Raw genomic sequence first — 19,934 nt, forward strand, 5'->3', positions numbered from 1 at the left:
GATGCAATTTATATTAAAATCAACGCCAATCCCCTATCTTTGCTTGTTACTGTTCAAGGGAGAGTTATACTTCAAATCCATGTTGCGCAAATACTAAATCAGTCTTATGCCGCGTTAAAAAAATGATCGATGTCAAACCTATCGTATTGAACAACGTTACGGCGATTACGCCGTTTCGCCGGGCGGAAAATTGTTTTCTGCTGTTGCGATCCGGCAAGATCGTCAAGATCGGACGTACGGAAGATTTGCTGCACATGCCGGACGTGGACGTATTCGATCTGCCCGGGCATTACGTCTTGCCCGGCTTCATTGACGTCCATGTTCACGGCGGGGCGGGTTTCGACTGCACCGATTCGGATCCCGATGCGCTGGACGAAATCGGACGCTTCCACGCCAGTCATGGAACGACTTCGTTGATCGCCACCGTCTATTCCCAGCCCAAGCAAGAACTCTTCGCCTGCATCCGCCGCATCCGGCGATTCTGCGAATCCTCCAGTCCCCACCGGATCATCGAAGGCGTCCATCTGGAAGGCCCTTTCCTCAATCCCGAAATGCACGGCGCCATCCGGCCCGATTACATGTGGCCCGCCTCTCGCGAAGCGTTCCGGGAGATTATGGACGTCGGCGGCGCCTGGATTCGCGTCATGACCATCGCACCGGAAATTCCTGGCGCCATGCAGGTGCTGCGTTCAGCCTCCATCGCCAAATCGGCGGAAGGCAACGTCGGAACGGAATTCATAAAGCCGTTGCATCTTTCCATCGGCCACTCCAAAGCCCGCTACGAACAGATTTCGGAAGCCATCGACAGCGGCTTGGAAGGCGTTACCCATATTTTCAACGCCATGCCTACTATGCACCATCGGCGTCCCGGCGTTCTGGTGGGTACAATGTTGCGGGACGAATTGTTCGTCGAGGTTATCGCCGACACGCTTCATGTCCACCCCGCCGTTCTGCAACTGCTTTTAAAAGTGAAGAAGCACGACAAAATTCTATTGGTCAGCGACGCCATCCGCGCCGCCGGTTCGCCGGACGGCGAATACGATTTCAGCGGCCAGAAAGTCATCATGCGCGAAGGCCGGGCTTATCTGGCGGATTCTCCCGATACGCTGGCGGGAAGCACCTTGAGCATGGACAAAGCGTTGAAAACCATGATCGATCACGCGGGCGCTTCTTTAGAACAAGCCGCCCAGATGGCCAGCCTCAATCCCGCCCGCATTCTGGAATGGAAATACCGCCGCGGCATTCTGGCCGCCGGCAAAGACGCCGATCTCGCCGTACTCGATAAAGATATGAAAGTCCGCATGACCATCAAAGCCGGGCGTATCGTCTATCAAGCTTGACGCCTTGAAAAACAACGGTTCGCTTCGATAGTTGCTAACCACTGGTCACTAATCACTATCCACTGGTCACTTTTTTAGAATGTACGACTCGACTCTATGGCGTTTGACGGAAGGAGACGGCCCCATCCTGGCGGCGGCCAATCATGATGGCCATGAATTGCGTCCGGAAGTCGCCGAGCGGCTGGCGCTATCGGAAGAAGATCGTTTGCTCGAAGAAGACCCTTTTACCGGTTTATGGACGAAAGCGGGGGATATCCAAATCGTCATGCGCCGCTCGCGCTTCGAAATGGACGTCAACCGTCCCCACGCCAAAGCCGTTTACCTCCATCCCGAAGACGCATGGGGACTGCGCGTTTGGAAAGAGCCTCCCTCGTCCGAATTGCTCGCCCGCTCGCTAGCGCAATACGACGCCTATTACGCCGAAATGCGCCGCCTCCTTTCCCGCCTGGAAAAACGCTATGGCCGTTTCATCGTTCTCGATCTTCATTCCTACAATCACCGCCGCCTCGGCCCCGATAGTCCCCCCGCCGATTCCGCGCAAAATCCCGAAGTCATCCTGGGAACGCTGACGATGCGGCGGGAGCGTTGGACGCCGCTCGTCGAACGCTTTTTGCGGGAACTGCGCGAAGCGGATTTCCTGGGACGAAAATTGGACGCGCGCGAGAACGTCAAGTTCGGCGGCGGCTATTTTCCCCAATGGGTGCATGAAAACTTTCCCCAATCCGGCTGCGCTTTGGCCATTGAATTCAAAAAATTCTTCATGGACGAATGGACGGGAGCAGCGGATCACGTACAATTGGACGCCATCACGCGCATCATTCAAAAAGCGGCTGACGCTTTGCGGGAAGAGTGGGGGAAGCGGGAATGAGCAGCGGGACAGATCTTATCGATCAGTATGATCGCTTGCTGGCGAATTGGTTAGTAGATTTGTCTCTGACTCTTGCTTGATCGCAACCTGGAGGATGGCTTGCGCCGCTTCCTCCATCCCTTCCAAGGAAACGTTAAACGCCACAGCCTTACGGATCATTTCTTCACGTTCCACTGGGTCCATTTGTTCATAAAATTTCATTCGCGTTGTCCATTAATCCGTTTTTACATAGTATACAACAAAACGATAGATACATCCGGTTATCGGATGATTTCCTAAAAAACAATCCACTATTCTCAGGAGTTCAAAAAATGCTTCAATACAAAGCCGACTTTGAAAAGATAGCCTGGGAATCTCCCATTGCAGGAGTAAGGCATAAATGCTTCGATCAAAATCGTCTGCGCCTGCGCTTGGTTGAGTATACGCAAGCCATGCCGCCCCATTGGTGTGAGAAAGGGCATTATGGATATATCATCGAAGGCGAATTGGAAATCGAATACGACAAGGAAACCATAACCTATAAATCGGGCGACGGCCTGTTCATCCCCGATGGATTGGAGCATCGGCATAGAGGCAGAGTCCTATCTGAAAAAGTGTTGGTTTTCTTTATGGAAATGGTTCGATAAGATAGGGCGTTTCGATCAAGCCGTCATTTCTCTATCAAAACAAACAGGAGACGATCCGAAAACCGTCCCCTGCCTTATTTCATGGAAGAATCGATCTAAGCTTCAATAACTTCTTGTTTCTGTTTATCCCAGACCAGACGGCGGCCTTTGTGGTAGGCTTCCACCGCCATCGAGGAGAGAGCGGAGCCGTAAAATCCGGTCTCCACGTCGCAGTTGGGGGTTTTGCGCGATTTGATGCACTCCAGGAAGTTGTGAATGTGCGCCTGCACGGAAGAAATATGGCCGTACATTTCGTCCTTCTTTTCGTTGTCTTCGGGGAAATAGTAGGTTTTCTTTTCCAGGTTTTTGTTGACGCGCAGATTCTCCGGTTCCGGAGTAACGGTCATCGCCATGGATTGCAATATTTCGATGGTTCCGTCCGTTCCGCAGATGCGGATGCCGTATTGCTGAAGCGAGGTGCTGAAATTGCTGCGGTAATTGGCCTGAAAGCCCTCGTCGTATTCGAAGACGCTGCTCCAGGTGTCGCAGGAAGTGCGCCCGTCTTTCCAACGGTAGATATCGCCGGAGGAAACGACGCTCTTGGGCATGACCGCGCTCATGACCAGGTTGATGACGTCCATCTGATGCACCATCAGATCGCTGCCGATGCCGTTGGAATAATCCCAGAAACATCGCCATTGGAAGTAACGCTTCAAATCGAAGGGAGCAAAAGGCGCCGGGCCGATGAACTCCTTCCATATAATATTGTCTTCGGAAGCGTCATCGGGAATTTGGTATTGCCAGGCGGCGTTGGGCTGGCCTTCTTTGAAATTGCGGTGCCACCAGCCTTCGCAATAATTGACCTGGCCGATCTCGCCGTTTTTGACCATATCGCGGGCCATGTAATAAAGAGGAACGCTGCGGCGCATGGTGCCGCACTGAATGATGCACTTGCTCAACTTGGCGGACTTGACCACCTTCTTGCCTTCCTCGATCGTATGAACCATCGGCTTCTCGACGTAAAGGTCTTTGCCCGCCGCGATGACGTCCAGCATTTGTTGCGCGTGCAAGTGCTCCGGCGTGGCGATGATGACAGCGTCTACGTCTTTGTTCGCCAGCAGTTTGCGGTGATCATCGTACCCCTTCACTTCGCTTTCCGCCGTGCGTTCGGCTGTGGCGATGCCCTTTTCTCTCCAGCCTTCGAAAATATCCGCTACGGCGATGAATTCGAGCGGTATATTTTTATCTTCCGCCACGCGCTGGGTTTGCTCCATCAGGAATCCGCCCCGCTTTCCCGGTCCGATGATTCCCATGCGGATTTTATCGTTCGCTCCCTGAACTCCGATCGCCGGACCGGCCAAAACAGCGGCCCCCACGCCTGCCGCAACCTTGCCGGAACGGTTGATGAACTCTCTTCGCGTCACATTTTTTTTCTCGGACATGCTTGCTTCTCCCACTTTATTTTTGGATTGATTTTAAAGGCGTTTTTATATCAGAGCCTTGCTCTAACCATCGCAATTATAGAATAACCGGCTAATCCTCATAAGGTGGAAGAAACGGGAGAGAAAAGATTCCGTTTTTTTCCATCCCTTCGGCGGCCAGGATTTCGCCCTACAATTCTCTCCGATTTCAATAAAAAATAATTTCGATCGATTCGTTGCGTTGGGCGGGAAATGGATTCGTCGTTTATTTCTCCAAACGTCCAATAAAATAATACTCTCGATTCCAAAGGCGGCGCCGCATCGATGAAAAAAACGGATTCCCTGCTTCGTTCCACTAGCCTATTCAGCCTGGCTACCTTGATCTCGCGGGTGTTGGGGGTGGCGCGCGATTCCAGCATCGCCGCTTGCCTGCCCAGGGTTTGGCAAGATATTTTTTGGGCGGGAATTAAAATCCCTAGCACGTTCCGCCAACTCTTCGCGGAAGGCTCGCTTTCAGCGGCATTTATCCCGCTGCTATCGGGAGTGATTGAAAAAGAGGGAGAAGACAAAGCGCGGGAAACGGCTCATGCCATCTTCAATTTATTGGCGTTGGTCGTATCGGTTGTCATTCTCGCCGCTATTCTCCTGGCGCCTTGGATTGTGCCTTATATCCTCGCATTCCCTTCCGAGAAAACAGCGGACTGCGTCATTGCCGACTGGCGCGTTGGGGCGGGAGTGCAGGTTACGCAGATTATGTTCCCCTTTCTTTTCTTCGTAGCCTTGGCGGCGTGGGCGATGGGGGTATTGAATACGCATCGCCGTTTTTTCATGCCCGCCGTCGCTTCTTCGTTCTTTAACGTCTGCGTCGTTGCGGGCGCTGTTACCGGCGCGGCGGTCTTCCATCTCGCAGACATGCCAATGATGTGGTACATGGGAGGCGCCGTCATCTTCGGCGGCTTTTTGCAATTCGCCGTCCAATTGCCCCAGGCGCGTCAGTTGCGTTATTTCCCTCCCAAGGCGGTTTCGCCCTTCCATCCCAAGGTGAAAATTTTTCTGCGCATGTTGGCGCCCACCGTTTTCGGTTTGGCTATCTACCAAATCAACGCCCTCATTACTCAAACCTATTTCGCCTCCAAATTCGGCGAGGGCGGCATTTCCATTACGCAATACGCTTTCCGCCTCATCCAATTTCCTCTCGGCATAATCGGCGTAGCGTTGGCGACGGCGTCTTTTCCACAAATTGCTCAACAGATCGCCCAAGAAAAACACGCCCAAGCTGCCCGCACCCTGACGGAAGTAATGAAATATCTTCTGCTATTGATGATACCCGCCGCCGTAGGATTGATCGCATTAGGCCGCGATATTAACGGCGTTATTTACGATCATGGCGAATTTCACAAAAGCGCCTGGTTGGAACCAACCGTGCAAGTATTGAATTTTTACTGCCTGGGATTGTTCTTCTACGCTGTTGTGCAAGCGTTGGTGAGAACATCGCAAGCGCACCGCGATTTCCGCACGCCCGTTTATTCCGGCGCGGCGGGCGTCATCGTTAACATCGCGTTATGCAAAATCTTCGTGGACGAGGGGATGCCATTATGGTCGTTGGCGTTGGCTTCTTCCATCGCCAGCGGCGTGAATAGCCTCTATCTGCTGATTTCCCTACGGAGGCGCATGGAGCATTTCCTGATTCTTCCCCTCGCCGCCTACGCCCTGCGCGTATTGCTCGCTTCCGCGCTGATGGGATTGGCCTGCGCTCTCTTCGCCGCCTATTTTCCTATCGCGGGAGGAACATTCGCCCGCTTTACGATCCGAGTAGTTCTAGGCATCGGTTTGGGATTGGGAGTTTATGGCCTTTGCGGCTGGTTTTTGTTTAGGGATGAATTGAAAAGATTGTTGAAAATGCAATAACGCAACTCAATTTTCGAAATTCCATTCCCTCGCCCTCTTAACTGATCTTCACCCATAAGTTGGGCAGGATGGATCGAGCGGGGGGTGGCAAGGTGGCAAGGCCTCAGCCTTCCCTTGAGGGATCGATCAAAAGCAGACATCGTCTTGCTTTGCCGCCCCGTCACTCATCGTCATCCCAGACTTGAAAGGCTGGGCTATTATAAAATGCCCCTTTAAAGGGGCAAACGACACTAGCTCGTCGTTTCAACGGCGGGTCGGCAGGTCTTTTCTTCCTGCAATCGCCGAGAGCCTTTCCTCGGTAAGTGGCTCAACAATCAACATTCAACATTCAACATTCAACATTCAACATTCAACATTCAACATTCAACATTCAACATTCATCATTCATCATTCATCATTCATCATTCATCATTCATCAGTACGCGGCATCCGAACAAGCCGCCCGCCATGGCGCGGGGATGCGCCTGCAGCCGCACGGTGATTTTCTCTTTCCCGCGCACAAGTTCGAGCGGAAGAGCGTAGATCTCGTCGTAGAATTTCCCCGGCTGGTTGTTTTGCAGCGTCTGTTCGGCAATCTTGACGCCATCCACTAAAATATCGAACCGGCGGGCGCCGGAATCGCCGCCCCAATACGTGCAGGCTAATTCCTGCGGTGCATTCGCCTTAATTTTCATCTCGAAGGAGAACCAGCCGCCGTCCGCCGCATGACGCCATTTGCGGCCGTTTAATTCGCCCGCCGACGTTTTTTCGCCTTGCAAGTTATGATCGCGTTCGGGCTGCATTTCGCCGATGCGCAGAACATCAACCGTACGCGCTTCCAATTCGCGCAACCGCTTTTGTTCGGTTTGGATTTCCACTTGCCGCTTGTTCCAATCCGCTTCCGTATAGAAATCCCAATAAACGGCGTAACGGCGATGGTGCATCCGATAGAAGGGAATCAACTCGACATCGTTTGGCCGTCCCACGCCTTTGGTTTTAAAGGATAAATTTGAACCTGGGATGGATTGCATCCATTGCTCCGGCGCCGCCGCTTCCGTTAGCAATACCGGAACATGGGCGGCATCCCCGCCATCATCGGAGGCCTTCTCCGTTATCGCCCCCAGATCGCCTGCGAGAACCAGCGGGCCATAAGCAATGGCTGCCCGCTTGGAATTGTCCGGCATAGCCTCCAGCCGCAGACTCATAGGAATCGTGATCTCCAGCCGGTCGCCGTCTTTCCATGTTCTATCGATCGCGGCGTAACTGCCCGGCTGACTGTCGATAGCCAGGGCGCTGCCATTGCACAGAATCTTCATTCCCGCCTCGGCCCATCGCGGATGGCGAATATGGATCGGCGTTTTCACCGGCTGCTTGCAGGAAATGCTTAGGCGGATCGCATCCTCTTCCGGATAGCGCGTCTCCTGGCGAACCGTCATTCCCATCTCTCTCCAGGTCAGGATGGAAGGAATAAATAGGTTCACATATAAACCGTCCGCGCCGTGGAAATAGATGCTGTCGCCGTATTTGGCGTGATTCTCCATGCCCGTCCCCACGCAGCACCAGAAGGAATCGAAGGGCGTGGAATAGGTTTTGGCTCCGCCCGCCCGCAGCGGGATGAAATAGCACATCATGCCGTCATCGGGATTTTGCGAAGCGAGAATGTGGTTATAGAGCGCCCGTTCGTAGTAATCCGCATACGGAGCCGAGGCGCTCCAGCCGAACAAATGCCGCGTGAGTTTCAGCATATTGTAGGTGTTGCAGGTCTCGGCGGTATCGTCGCTCAACCGGTCGGAAAGTTTGTCCGGCTGCCCGAAATGTTCGTGATCGCTGTTGCCGCCGATGACGTAGGAATGATGATGCGCGACCGTATCCCAAAAATATTCGGCGATGGTTTTATCCCGCTCGTCGCCGGTATATTCATGCCGCAGAGCGACGCCGATGATTTTGGGAATTTGGGTATTGGCGTGACGTCCCGGCAGGCAGTCTTGATGCTCGGCCAGGGGATCGAGCATCGCCTTATGATGGAAGCGGCGCGACAAGACTAGATATTTTTCCTCCCCCGTCCGCGCGTAGAGTTCGGCCAACGATTCGTTCATGCCGCCGTGCTCGCAGGCCAACATTTTTTGGAACTGCTCCTCGTTAAGGCCGGATGTAACGCCGATGGCCCAATCCCCCAATTTGACGGCGATGTTCAGCGCCTTGGCCTCCCCGCCATAGCGCTGCGCGTCCAACAGCCCCGCCAGCAACTTATGCAGGTTGTACCACGGCACCCAGCCGCCGTTGAGATCGAAGCCCGCCGAGCGGATATTCCCCGCCGCCACTTCAGCGAAGATGCGCTTGCCTTCGGGAATGGCGGCGACGTAGCCCCTCTCGTCCTGGCACTCATCTAATTCCTTCACAATATAGACGACGCGTTCGCGAAAGCGTTCGTCGCCGGTGGAGGCGTACATCAGCGCGCAGGCCGTAAGATAATGCCCCAGCGAATGGCCGGCGATGCTCTGCAATTCCCAGCCGCCGTATTTCTTGCCTTTTGGCTCCAGCCCCGCGTTCTCGCGGTAGCCCGCCAGCAGCCTGTCGGCTTCGAGTTGCAGCAGGTATTCCCCATCCAACTCCATCGCCTTCTTGAAGGGACCGTCGAGCAGACGCACATCCTCCAAATCGAAAGGCAGCGCCTTCAGCGAGACGGCGGGCTGGATTTTGTAATCGATGCGGCAAGTCGCAGCCCCCCTATCAATCCCCGCGCCGCTCTTCAAGTCCGCCGCGAAGGAAGCCAGAACAACGCATACAGGCAAAACCAGCGCCATTTTCCATTTCCAGATTGACATACCGCAATTTCTCATCTTATCCTCCGCAGAATGCATTATTTATTGATGGGTCAAAAAACGCGACCCATCCTACGTTTCTTCATCCCGCCGTCACTACTTCACGGAAAGAAAATATCATCCTCGGCGATATCAGGCACGCCGCAGACCAAAACTAAATGATCCCCCTCGCTGGAGTGGATGGAGCCGGGATCGAGTTTGACCATGGTTCCGGGGCGGATGGGGAAGGATTCGCCGTCGACGGTCATGATTCCCTCGCCTTCGAGGACGTAATAGAACTCCGTCGCCCGCTTATGGTAATGCTGCTTCGAGGCGTGGATGCGCACAAGATGGAAAAAGGCGGGAGAATCGTCGCCCGTGCTGAACAAACGCTGCCGCCAACCGCACGTGCTTTTTTCCTTCTCGATCGCCTCCAGCCGCCGCACTTCGAAACGCTTGGTTTTATTTTCCATTGGAATATTCTCCACATCTTTCGAATTAATGGTGGCTACGCTTCGCTTTGAGCCCACCCTACAAAAACTGGATCCGGATAGCCAGGATTTGCAAGATATCCAGGATGATTTTTTATTTTTATCCTCGTCATTTTTTCATCCTGGCTGCGTTTTTGAATCACGGATTTCATGGATGCTTAGGATTTCACGGAGAAGAACTTATCCAAACGTTATTCCTGGCGCAATCCTTTTTTCGCCTTTTTTCGCGCTCTTCTTTTTCCTTCGCGTCTTCGTGATTCAATCCCATAAACGCCATCGCGACATCCTGGTCATCCTTTCATCCTGAGCATCCCGATTCGGACATTCATCATACCGAACCGCCGCGGCCATGTAAATTCGAACGCCCCCATCCATTTGCATTTTTCCCCAGTCTCATACAATAGCGTCTACAGGCTCTTACCCTTCGCGAAAGGAGTACGCTTTCATGGATAAGAGTTCTCTATTAATTGCAATACTTAAAAATGGTCAAATTAAAACCACCGCATAATCAGGGGGTTTTATATTATATTCCTATAATATCAATGACTTACGAACGCTTAAAATCCCCATTTTCTCATTAAAAGTTAAACGCGAATTATGATTGATTTAACCTCTTTTAGCACTTTAAAACGTGGGAAATTAGTGGAAAATGAGATGGATTGAGGGAAAAACGTTGACCTGAAAAAGGGAGTGGGAACCATACCGAGAAGACCGAATTCTTATGGCTGCATCGTCAAGAAGGGAAATAATTTTTATCTGCGCGTAACCAGGGATGGAAAAATCCCACATTATCGTCGCCAGAAAAAAGTAACGAAAAGGGAGCCGACTTATCGGCTCCCCATAAAAACAGCGATGGGATCGCATTCAATGCTAAAGAACGGCGAGAACTCCCCGCAAATAGCCGAACGATTCCGCCATTCCCGGCAGCGGATCCTTCGACTCTTTTTCGTATTCTAACGCCACATGGCCTGTAAAGCCGATTTCCATCAGCGTTTTTAATACGCCGGGAATATCGATGACGCCGCGGCCGATCTCGATCATTTTCCCTTCTTTCGCGCGGGCGGATACGTCCTTGATGTGAAAATCGTAAAGACGATCCTTAACGGCGCGGATGACTTCGATCTCATTGTCTCCCCAACGGACGGAATGGCCGATATCGATGCAAAGGCCGATGCGCTTGTCGTAAGGCAGCGCGCAACGGTAGGCATCGAGAGGCGAAGGATATTTATTGTCACCGGGGCCGTGATTGTGGATCGCGACTTTGATATCGAATTCATTCACCATTTTTTCAACAAGAGGCAAGGCGTCGATATCGGGTGCGCCTACGATGACGGGCATCCCCGCGTCGCGGGCGTATTCGAAGGCGTTGCGCACCTGCTTTTCATCGTTTTTCATATAAATCACGCCGCCGCCCATGAGAACGAGTCCGGCATCCTTGATCTTCCTAGCCGCCTCATTGCGCTCCTCCGCCGTTGTATCCATCTTCAAATGAAAATCTTTCAGCGTCAGATAGCGTACATCCAATCGCTTCGCCATTTCGATGGTCTGATCAAGCGTAAATTCCCTCGTCGAATAGGAAGCGATTCCCACTTTCAAGCCGCAAAAACGGTCTTTCGGCGCCGAGGCTTCTTCGCCATGCGCGTTTCCCTTCGGCAGTCCAACGGCAAAAGCCGCCGCGCCGGATGCGCTTAGAAATCCGCGGCGCGTTAACATTTCTTCTCTCTTCATATCCTCTTTCCTCCTATGCGATTCCTTTTCGCGTTACTAGCATGAAGCCATTCCATTCTCCCAAAAATAACGGCATTTCCAAGAAAGGATAGGGCGGCTCTGCATCGTTCGCTTCGCTCCCATCGAAGGGACGCCGCTAATGGACGCCCTTCCTTATATTGTCGTTTGAACGATCAATTCTTTTCGATACTGCATCAGGACGTCGGCTTTCGAAATCGCGCCGATGAAGCGGTTGCGCTCGATGACGGGAAGCACTTCCGTTCTTCCATGATCGAAATAATCCATGACGGTAAACAAGTCGTCAGTAGGAGAGATTCGGATATCGGCCCCTTCGATAATCTCCTCCACGACAACGACGTCGAATAAGTCGGGGCTTAAAAGATACGGCTGAGCCTTATCAACCAAAACCAATCCGATATATTTCCCCGTTCCCGGATCGATGACGGGAAAATAGGAACGGGGATCCTGCTTAATCAATTCGACGAATTCGCGCAAGAGCATATCCGGCGGCAGCGGCCGCCAATTTTCGTTCAATACGTCGAGAATGGAGATATCCGCCAAGATGCGGGAATCCGTGCGCGGACGCAAAAGCTGGCCTCTCTCGATCAATTCCTTGTGATAGATGGAAGCGCGCAAATAAGCGCGGCAGAACGTGGAAGCCAAAACCGACGCTAAAATCAAGGGTAGAATCACTTCGTACCCTCCGGTAATCTCAACAATCAGAAAGATGCCCGTCAACGGAGCGAGCAATACGCCGCTGACGACGCCCGCCATGCCCAAGAGAGCAAAACAGCCGCCGCTGGCCCATACTACAGTCGGCCACAACCAATGCAAAAGTTCCGAATAAGCCAATCCTACAAACGATCCCAATGCCAATGACGGCGCAAAAACGCCGCCTGCGCTGCCCGTTCCCAGCGTCAAGGACGTCGCGATAATCTTGCAAACAATCAATACGCCCATCATCCCTAACGCGGGAGCATAACGCCCCTCGATGATGGAACGGATGGTTTCGTAGCCTTCTCCCAACACGTCCGGCGCAAAAAGGCCGATGCCGCCGACAAGAAGCCCCCCCGCCGCGCCGCGAAGATAAATATTGGGAAAAAAACGCTTGGCCTTTCGCTCCGTATAGGATAGAGTTTTGGAAAAAATCACCGCCGCCGCGCTGACCATGACGGCCAGCCCAAAACTGGCGGCGATATCGATCGTGTCGATAGGAAAACTCGTATGCTCAAAGGGAATTTGATTGCCCCTTAACAGGCGGCTTGTTTGGGTGGCGACAACGGAAGCGATAGCGATGGGAACCAGGTTCACGGATACCCACTCGCCCAAAATCACTTCCACGGCGAAAACGATCCCGGCGATCGGCGCATTGAAAATCGCCGAGATGGACGCCGCAATGCCGCAGCCCACCATCGCCACCCGCTGCCGTTCCTTCAAATGAAACAGCCGGGCGATGCTCGATCCAATAGAGGAGCCGCTTACCACAACAGGTCCTTCCGGCCCCGCCGATCCCCCGAAAGCGATAGTGCAAAGACATCCGATAAGATGCGAGAAGGCGGATCGGACGCGCAGCAAACCGCCCTTGCGCGATACGCTGTAAATCACCATCGGCACGGAATGCCCCGCCTCTTCCCGAAAAACGTTGGTCAGAAAAAAGATGGAGAGAACGGCGCCGGCGGCGGGGAAGAAAACAAAATACCAATGAGACTGGGCAAAATGAAGCGTCGAGGAAAGCCATTCAATGGAATGATTCAAAGCGACGGAAGCCAAGCCCCCGCATACGCCGACGGGAACGCCGAAAAGAATGAGTAAAAAATGTTCGTCGAAGAAAGGAAACGTATGCAGGAATATTCGGCGGGACGAACGCGGACGGCGCAAACGAAACATAATGGGAAACAGTCCTATCGGCCTTTCATGACTTCCATTTTCGCTTCCAGCTCCTCCACCCTGCGCCGCAACGCCTCCCCATCCGGCTTTTCGCGCAAGAAAGCGGTGAACGATTTATCCCGCAAGCAAAAACCGACGCGAGCCAGCAATTGAAGATGCGCTTTGGTATTGGGCGAAATCATGAGAAACAAAACGAAAACCGGCTCGCCGTCGATCGCTCCATAATCGATGGGAGAGGACAAAAAACACGCCGCCGCGATCGGATCGGGGGGAGCGTTCTTCAATGGCGTCCGGGGATGAGGGACGGCGACGCCGCCGCCTAGGCCCGTGGAGGCTAGATTCTCCCGCTCCAAGAGTTTCGACAACAGCAAATTCCGGTCGATTCCATCTGGCAGGGCAACAGCGCGGACGGCGGCTTCCAAAACCTCGCGGGCATTCGTTCCGGCAATATCGCTATAAACGCCGCCGGATCGAATGGCGTTGGCAAGGCTTATAGTTTTCGCTTCGGAGACGGGCTTTCTGGGGCTTTCGAACCAAGCCATCTTATTCGATTGCGCCCATTCTCGCAGTAGCGACTTATCGAAAGCAATCTCTCCTGCGGATTCGATGCAAGGAATGGTTCCTTGGCGGATCCAGCGTTCCAAAGAATGCTCCGAGACGCCCAAAAACCTGGCGGCTTCCGTCAAACCAATTTCATAGGGATCTTCGTTGACCGTATTCATTGAGTTAAGGCAAGGACGTTCGATCTCGTTCTTTAAAACTATTGCCGCATTTATACATACTGTCAATCTTGATACGGCGAACGCGAACGAAGTTCATAGAAATCCAACAATTGGATAGCGGCGATTTCCGTTTCATACGCGCTTCCGCTTGCTGGTGGGTAGAAGACCCATCTTTTCGCGGTATTTGGCGACGGTGCGGCGGGCGATGTTGAGGTTGTAGTCGCGATGTAGAATTTCGGTAATCTTTTGATCGGAGAGGGGTTTTTTGGGATCTTCCTCTTCAATGAGAGTGCGGATGTACTCCATGACGCTTTTAGCGGACATATCCTCGCGGCCCGTCGCGTCCAATCCTGTGGAGAAAAAATACTTCAGTTCGAACAAACCGCGCGGCGTTTGCAGATATTTTCGATTCACCACCCGGCAGACGGTAGCTTCGTGGATTCCCAATTCGTCGGCAATATCGCGTAGTTTGAGCGGCTTGAGCGCCGTAACTCCCTCTTCGAGAAAATCCTTCTGCCGCTCCACGATGGCGTTGGCGACGCGATAAAGCGTCTGCTTCCGCTGCTCGATATTGCGCATCAACCAGATCGCCGATTGAAATTTTTTCTTGATGAAATCATATTCTTCGCTAGAGATGCCATTGCGGTTTTGCAACATCTCGCGGTATTTTTTACTGATGCGCAGGGGGGGCGCCCCCTCGTCGTTGACGCGAACTTGCCACTGACCGTCCACTCTCTCCACGAATACGTCTGGAGTAACGTATTCCACATTGGTGGGAATATATTGCCTCCCTGGCCGCGGATCGAAAGAACTGAGGATGTCGGCGATCTCCTGCACATGCTGTTCCGTCACATCCAAAGCGCGGGCGATATCTTTCAAACGGCGCCGCTCCAAATCGTCGAGATGATGGCATATCACTTCCAAGATATCGTCGTCATCGATATCGAAATGGCGGCATTGGATTTCCAGGCATTCTGATAGATTTCTCGCCCCGATGCCTGGCGGATCGAATCCCTGAATAATCTTCAAGACGGATTCCACGAACTCGAGGCTCTGGTTCAAATATTCCGCCGCATCCTCCACGGTCACGGAAAGATATCCGTCATCGTTCAATTGATCGATAAGATATTCCCCTGCGATATATTCGTCTTCATTGTTCGTGGAAACGCCCAACTGCCAAATGAGATGATCCTTCAGCGATTCCTCTTTGGTAATCTGTTGCGCGATTTCCTCCTCTTCGCCAGAAGAATAAGAGACGCCGCTCGATACTTGCCCCAGGTCGCTGCTGTCGGTGAAATAGTCGGACCAATTGTCGTCCAGATCGATATACCCGGTTTCGGAGAGATCGTGGACGGGCAAATCTTCATCCTGCGCCGGTTCGGCCACGTCGGCGCCGCCGTCTGCATATTCCGTAAATTCCTCTTCCTCCAGCATGGGATTTTCCGCCATCTCTTCCTGGAGTAGTTCGGAGAGTTCCAGCGTCGAGAGCTGCAACAGTTGAATAGACTGCTGCATCTGCGGCGTCATAATCAGCCGCTGCGACATCTTCTGCTGGAGTTGAAGGCGTTGATCCACGTTTTTTTGCCTTTGAATATTCGGAATTACTTATAATATTGTTTAGCAATAAATTTTCATGCCAACTTTATCATTACCTCGGCGCATTGTCAATGGAATAAGAATAGCCCGATTTCGCGAAATATTATCTTATATCATTACCAATCAAGTACTTAAATAACGCAATAGCATGAGAGTATAATTGGAAAGATCATATGCGTTCCTTTTATAATTTTATCGCTTCTATTCGCTTACGCAATAAGAAGAGTAAAGGAATCAACGCCGTCCAGACGGATTATCCAGTTTGCAAGACGAACCGCGCCATTTACTCCACTTTTAGCTATATCCATAACCAATGGTTCGAAAAACGCGGCCCATCCAATTAATCTTCTTGCATACCATGAGATAATCCATATAAACCATTAGAATTCGTTATCGAGCATTATACCATCAACGTAAAGATTCATGCTTTGAAAGTTAAGTTTTATGCAAAGTCTATTTATTTTATTATTTTTAATCGTAGGATACTCCATTCCGGCGGCTCATTCTCTCGCCGATGAGTATCCCGCTACAGCCTGGGATTTTATCCCCTTTATGTTGGATGCGAAGGAACCGGCGCCTTTATCATCCATTCGCTCCATGCGCCAACCATTGCAACTCGAAAGCCATTCCGGCGCCATGCTCTTGGCTATCCGCAAAAGCGGCGAATTGTTGATCCATACCTCGAAAAGCCATCTTTCGATATCTATCTTTAAGCAGGATTTAAACTGGGAAGCCGGACCCGATCCCTTGAATCTATCGTTATACGATTCCTTCGACCGTCTTTTGTTCGCGCAGGAGATCGAAGACGACGGCGACCAACAAGCGACGTTTTGGCGCGGACCGATCATAACCAAAACATTCGATATTCGTCTTCCCACCGCCGGAATCTACCGCATTCAAGCTGTAGGCAGCCGAGATCAAACCTTTTTTCTCGATGCGGACGCCGAACATCAAGCCTATTATTCCACCCTTGAACTAACCAACTCCATACTACCTATGGACCTCTATTTTCCCGCGCCGCCGGAAACACTGGAAATCTCCCTATCCACGCTTCACGAAGCGGGATTGAACCAAACCGTCTCGCTCTATGACTCCATCGGCCGCCTCGCCGCCAGCGTCAACCTCTCGGAAACCAACAAACAGTACGTCTTGCGCGCCGTTCCATCGACGGAAGAAGCAGGACTGCTATGGCGCCTATCTCTTAAAGCCCAAGACCTGGTCATGCAATCGCCGAATATATCCTATTGGTTTCTGCGCCCGGAAGATTATTTCCCCTTCGATCAAGCCGCCAGCCTGTTGCAGCCGCGTTCGCTGGAACTTTACGCCGTCCCCGGCGCCGACATTCCGCTGCGCTTTAAAATCGCAAACGATCGATCCCAACCTATGAACGTCATCCCCCAAGCCATCCGCCTGGAGGGACCGGATTGGCCCATCGCCGCGCCAGCCGCGCCGGCAACGGTGAATTCAGCCTCTTTTACGGCGGTCTATTTCCATTTAACCGTTCCAGCTAACGCTCAACTAGGAGAAACGGTTTCCTACCAAATCGATCTCTTGGACTCGGATAACCAACCGCTGGCATCCTCCCTAGCCATCGTCCATGCAACGCAACCGCCCGCCCTGCCATCCCCCCCGCGATGGATTTATCTTACTCCCGAACGGCTGGAGCAAATCCGCCATCAAGGCCGGGAAGGCCAACCCTACCAGCGCGCCATCTACCAAAACCTATTGCAATGGGGCGACCAGATCGTTTCGGAACATCTGCCCGTTCCCGAAGAAGAAGGCGGCTGGTTCAACAATTATATTTGCGACGGCGTTGGCGATGGCGACGACGATCCCAACAACGGAACCGGCGCTCCTTTGATCTTTAATCCCAATCGTCCTGGCTTTTTCATCTCCTCCGTCGATGGCCGACGTTATCGCGGGCGGCGCTACGAGCGGGGATGGTTAGGCCATTATCACTTCGAGATGGGAACACGGCTTCAGCAGCTCGGCCTCGCTTACGCCCTGGAACCAACGCCGCAATACGCCGCCCTGGCGCGGGAAATGCTGCTGGCCTACGCCGACCGTTATCTCTCCTGGCCGTTGGACGATTTCCAGGATCGCCCCTCCCCCCGCGCCGCCCGCATTCTCACGGATACGCTGGGTGAATCTCAATGGTTGCTGGGAGCGCTTACGGCGTATGACTTCACTCGCCGCGATCCCCTCTATTCTCCCGCCGACCGCACCCATATCGAGTTGAACCTGCTGCGTCCCGCCGTCGATATCGTACGCGGCAATCCGATGGGCGCCGTCAACTGGCAATCCTGGCACAACGCCGCCATCGCTTTCGCGGGTTATTTGTTCGATGACGATGCGCTATTGCAAGAAGCCCTTTACGGTCCCAACGGTCATGAATTTCTGAAACAAAACGCCATCCGCGACGATGGATTATGGATCGAAGGCTCCATCGCTTATCACTATTTCGCTCTTGCGCCTATGAATCTGCTATTGGAAGCCCTCGAATCCCACGGCGTACCCGCCTTTGACGACCGCATTCAGGCAGCCTATTCCGCTCCCCTCGATTTGATGCAGCCGGACGGGCGCTTCCCCGCTTTAAACGATGCCTCGCCGCAACCGATATGGCGGCTAAAAAACCAGTACGAATACGCCAATGCCCATTACGGCGGCGCCCGCTTTTATCCCATCCTTTCTTTTATCTACGACGAATTGGGCTACCCCCGCGATTCGATGGAAGCGTTATTCTTTGGCAAGGACTATGAATCGAATCCCCAGTTATTCGACAGTTCCCTCAAAGAAGGGATGGGATTGGCCGTCTTGCGTTCGGGAAGCCTTCAACAAGACCAAATGGCGTTGATGGATTTCGGCCCGATGGGCATGGCGCACGGCCATCGGGACAAACTCCATCTCTCTCTCTACGGCGCCGGGGAAGTGTGGCTGCTAGACATCGGCAATGGTTCCGTCCTGCTGCCAGAATTTACCGGATGGTTCCGCAGCACCATCGGGCACAACGCCATCCTGCTTGGCGAGAATTATCAAAACGAGGATGCGGAAACGGTAAGACCTATTGGCGCTTTTTCCGCCGCCTTCCCCCTTCTTCGCGTCATGCAGTCCGCTTTCGGCGCGCCGGTTTATCCTGCTGGATCGCAGGTAAGCCGCGCCGTATTGATGGCGGATCGCTTTTATTGCGCCGTCATTGACGACGTTCAGGGAGGGCCGCCGCCCTACGATTTCGTTTTTCATACGGCGGGAGACCTTAGTACGTCCGATCCTTACTCGCTCGCGCAAATATCGCCCGGTTGGGAGTCATCGCAAACCGGTTACCAATTTCTTCGCCCGCCCCGATTGTTGAACGGCGCTCCCGTTGCAACCATTCTCCAATACACCACTACTAATGGAGGCGCCGTCATCAGCGAAAAAACATATGGCTTCGGCGACGATTTCGAAAACGTCGACGACTGGTCGGGAAACATCGGCATCGACGATGACGCCGTCCAAGGCGCGCATTCTCTGCGTTGGGTAATCGTCCCCCGTGACTACCAATCCATCCAAAAAGAATTTTCCATTCTCGACGAACCGATGATTGCGCCCGATAGATTGACGTTTCAATACAAGATCGGCGGCGCCACTTTTTCCCGCCTGCTATTGACTATCAACGCGCCGCCGCTCTATCGCAACGCGCAATACGAAATCGCGCGCGGCGCTATAGTTGAAACTGGACGCTGGCTGACAGCGGAAGTGGATTTGACTAAACCCATCGCCGTTGCTGGCGGAAATCGCAGCCATGGCGTGGTTCAATTCCTTCTCACCGGCGCGGATCAAGGCGAGAACGCATTTTCCATTCTTATCGACGATCTGCAAGCCTTCAGTAAGGGAGTTCATATTCCCCAACAAACGCGCGGCCTGCAATTTCTCTTCCCCGGCGGAACCGAGACGCAATACTTTCTCGCTTCGGGGCCATCGTCCGAGCCGCCCCGCGTTCATCCCGTCGTCATCGCCCGCCGCGCCGCTGCGGATTCCACCCGCCATATCGCCGTGTTGGAACCATTCATCACTCAACCCAAGATTCTCGACGCTAAGCTAACCGATCAAGGGCAAATGGTTGTTCATCACGCCGATTTTACCGACGTCCTCGCCTTCGATCCCGCCAACAAAACTTACTCCCTCATTCGCCGCAACAGCGGAAATGAATTCGCCGCCGCCGTCCTCATCAATGGCCGCGAAATCGCAGGAGACGGTTGGTCTTATCGCGCAGAGACGGCGACATCCTTTGCGCTCAACTTGAATTATACGCAGGGAGAAGATCGGGTATTTCTAATCGAAAAAGAAGGCGAAGCGCCGGATCGTCTGGAACTCGCAGCTCGCCCTGATTCCATCATGTTCTTGGATGGGAATAAAATTGATATCGTCGTATGGATGGAACGGGAAGGACGGTTTTATGCTTCGATAAATAATTTACCAACAGGCGCGCATGTTTTAGAAATTAATTCTCCTCACGCTACCACCGTCGATAATTGGCCTATCCATAAGAATTGACCCGTCGCGCAGACTCTTTTATTCTCAATTCGTTTTCAAAAATAAATCCCAGCGA

The 19,934-nt window shown here is 52.8% G+C and carries 14 protein-coding genes; 6 read left to right on the forward strand and 8 right to left on the reverse strand.

Features of this window, described 5'->3' with window-relative positions:
- Positions 1 to 122: 122 nt before the first annotated feature.
- On the forward strand, positions 123 to 1,340 hold the full coding sequence (gene nagA / locus AB1656_15340) for an N-acetylglucosamine-6-phosphate deacetylase (GenBank protein ID MEW6236757.1): 1,218 nt from the start codon (positions 123 to 125) through the stop codon (positions 1,338 to 1,340).
- A gap of 79 nt (positions 1,341 to 1,419) precedes the next feature.
- A complete protein-coding gene (locus AB1656_15345; GenBank protein ID MEW6236758.1) occupies positions 1,420 to 2,208 on the forward strand; it encodes an N-formylglutamate amidohydrolase in 789 nt (262 codons plus the stop codon).
- A gap of 15 nt (positions 2,209 to 2,223) precedes the next feature.
- Here AB1656_15345 and AB1656_15350 read toward each other — a convergent pair whose 3' ends face one another.
- Positions 2,224 to 2,409, reverse strand: coding sequence for a hypothetical protein (locus tag AB1656_15350; protein MEW6236759.1), 186 nt, complete (start codon positions 2,407 to 2,409; stop codon positions 2,224 to 2,226).
- Between the two features lie 110 nt (positions 2,410 to 2,519).
- Here AB1656_15350 and AB1656_15355 point away from each other — a divergent pair, with 110 nt between their 5' ends.
- The gene (locus AB1656_15355) at positions 2,520 to 2,834 is read left to right on the forward strand and encodes a cupin domain-containing protein (protein ID MEW6236760.1); all 315 of its coding nucleotides are present in this window, start codon (positions 2,520 to 2,522) and stop codon (positions 2,832 to 2,834) included.
- Between the two features lie 95 nt (positions 2,835 to 2,929).
- Here the strand turns inward: AB1656_15355 and AB1656_15360 are convergent, their stop codons facing one another.
- Complete coding sequence (locus tag AB1656_15360) at positions 2,930 to 4,255, reverse strand: Gfo/Idh/MocA family oxidoreductase (protein MEW6236761.1); 1,326 nt, start codon at positions 4,253 to 4,255, stop codon at positions 2,930 to 2,932.
- Positions 4,256 to 4,558: 303 nt separating this feature from the next.
- Between AB1656_15360 and murJ the strand changes: the two genes are divergently transcribed.
- The gene (gene murJ, locus AB1656_15365) at positions 4,559 to 6,142 is read left to right on the forward strand and encodes a murein biosynthesis integral membrane protein MurJ (GenBank protein MEW6236762.1); all 1,584 of its coding nucleotides are present in this window, start codon (positions 4,559 to 4,561) and stop codon (positions 6,140 to 6,142) included.
- A gap of 401 nt (positions 6,143 to 6,543) precedes the next feature.
- Here the strand turns inward: murJ and AB1656_15370 are convergent, their stop codons facing one another.
- From AB1656_15370 to rpoN, 6 genes are all read right to left on the reverse strand, one after another.
- On the reverse strand, positions 6,544 to 8,946 hold the full coding sequence (locus AB1656_15370; protein ID MEW6236763.1) for a beta-L-arabinofuranosidase domain-containing protein: 2,403 nt from the start codon (positions 8,944 to 8,946) through the stop codon (positions 6,544 to 6,546).
- A 98-nt stretch (positions 8,947 to 9,044) separates the two neighbouring features.
- Positions 9,045 to 9,395, reverse strand: coding sequence for a cupin domain-containing protein (locus tag AB1656_15375; GenBank protein MEW6236764.1), 351 nt, complete (start codon positions 9,393 to 9,395; stop codon positions 9,045 to 9,047).
- 888 nt (positions 9,396 to 10,283) lie between these two features.
- Complete coding sequence (locus AB1656_15380; GenBank protein MEW6236765.1) at positions 10,284 to 11,141, reverse strand: sugar phosphate isomerase/epimerase; 858 nt, start codon at positions 11,139 to 11,141, stop codon at positions 10,284 to 10,286.
- 153 nt (positions 11,142 to 11,294) lie between these two features.
- Positions 11,295 to 13,028 (reverse strand): chloride channel protein, encoded by a 1,734-nt coding sequence (locus AB1656_15385; protein MEW6236766.1) that lies wholly within the window; start codon positions 13,026 to 13,028, stop codon positions 11,295 to 11,297.
- 14 nt (positions 13,029 to 13,042) lie between these two features.
- The gene (locus AB1656_15390) at positions 13,043 to 13,750 is read right to left on the reverse strand and encodes a PTS sugar transporter subunit IIA (protein MEW6236767.1); all 708 of its coding nucleotides are present in this window, start codon (positions 13,748 to 13,750) and stop codon (positions 13,043 to 13,045) included.
- Between the two features lie 132 nt (positions 13,751 to 13,882).
- Complete coding sequence (rpoN, locus tag AB1656_15395) at positions 13,883 to 15,325, reverse strand: RNA polymerase factor sigma-54 (GenBank protein ID MEW6236768.1); 1,443 nt, start codon at positions 15,323 to 15,325, stop codon at positions 13,883 to 13,885.
- Between the two features lie 194 nt (positions 15,326 to 15,519).
- Here rpoN and AB1656_15400 point away from each other — a divergent pair, with 194 nt between their 5' ends.
- Positions 15,520 to 15,690 carry a hypothetical protein gene (locus AB1656_15400; GenBank protein MEW6236769.1) on the forward strand — a complete coding sequence of 57 codons (171 nt, stop codon included), beginning with the start codon at positions 15,520 to 15,522 and terminating at the stop codon, positions 15,688 to 15,690.
- A gap of 100 nt (positions 15,691 to 15,790) precedes the next feature.
- On the forward strand, positions 15,791 to 19,879 hold the full coding sequence (locus AB1656_15405; protein MEW6236770.1) for a heparinase II/III family protein: 4,089 nt from the start codon (positions 15,791 to 15,793) through the stop codon (positions 19,877 to 19,879).
- The last annotated feature ends 55 nt before the right edge of the window (positions 19,880 to 19,934 follow it).

The sequence above is a fragment of the Candidatus Omnitrophota bacterium genome (genome assembly GCA_040755155.1).
GTDB lineage: Bacteria > Hinthialibacterota > Hinthialibacteria > Hinthialibacterales > Hinthialibacteraceae > JBFMBP01.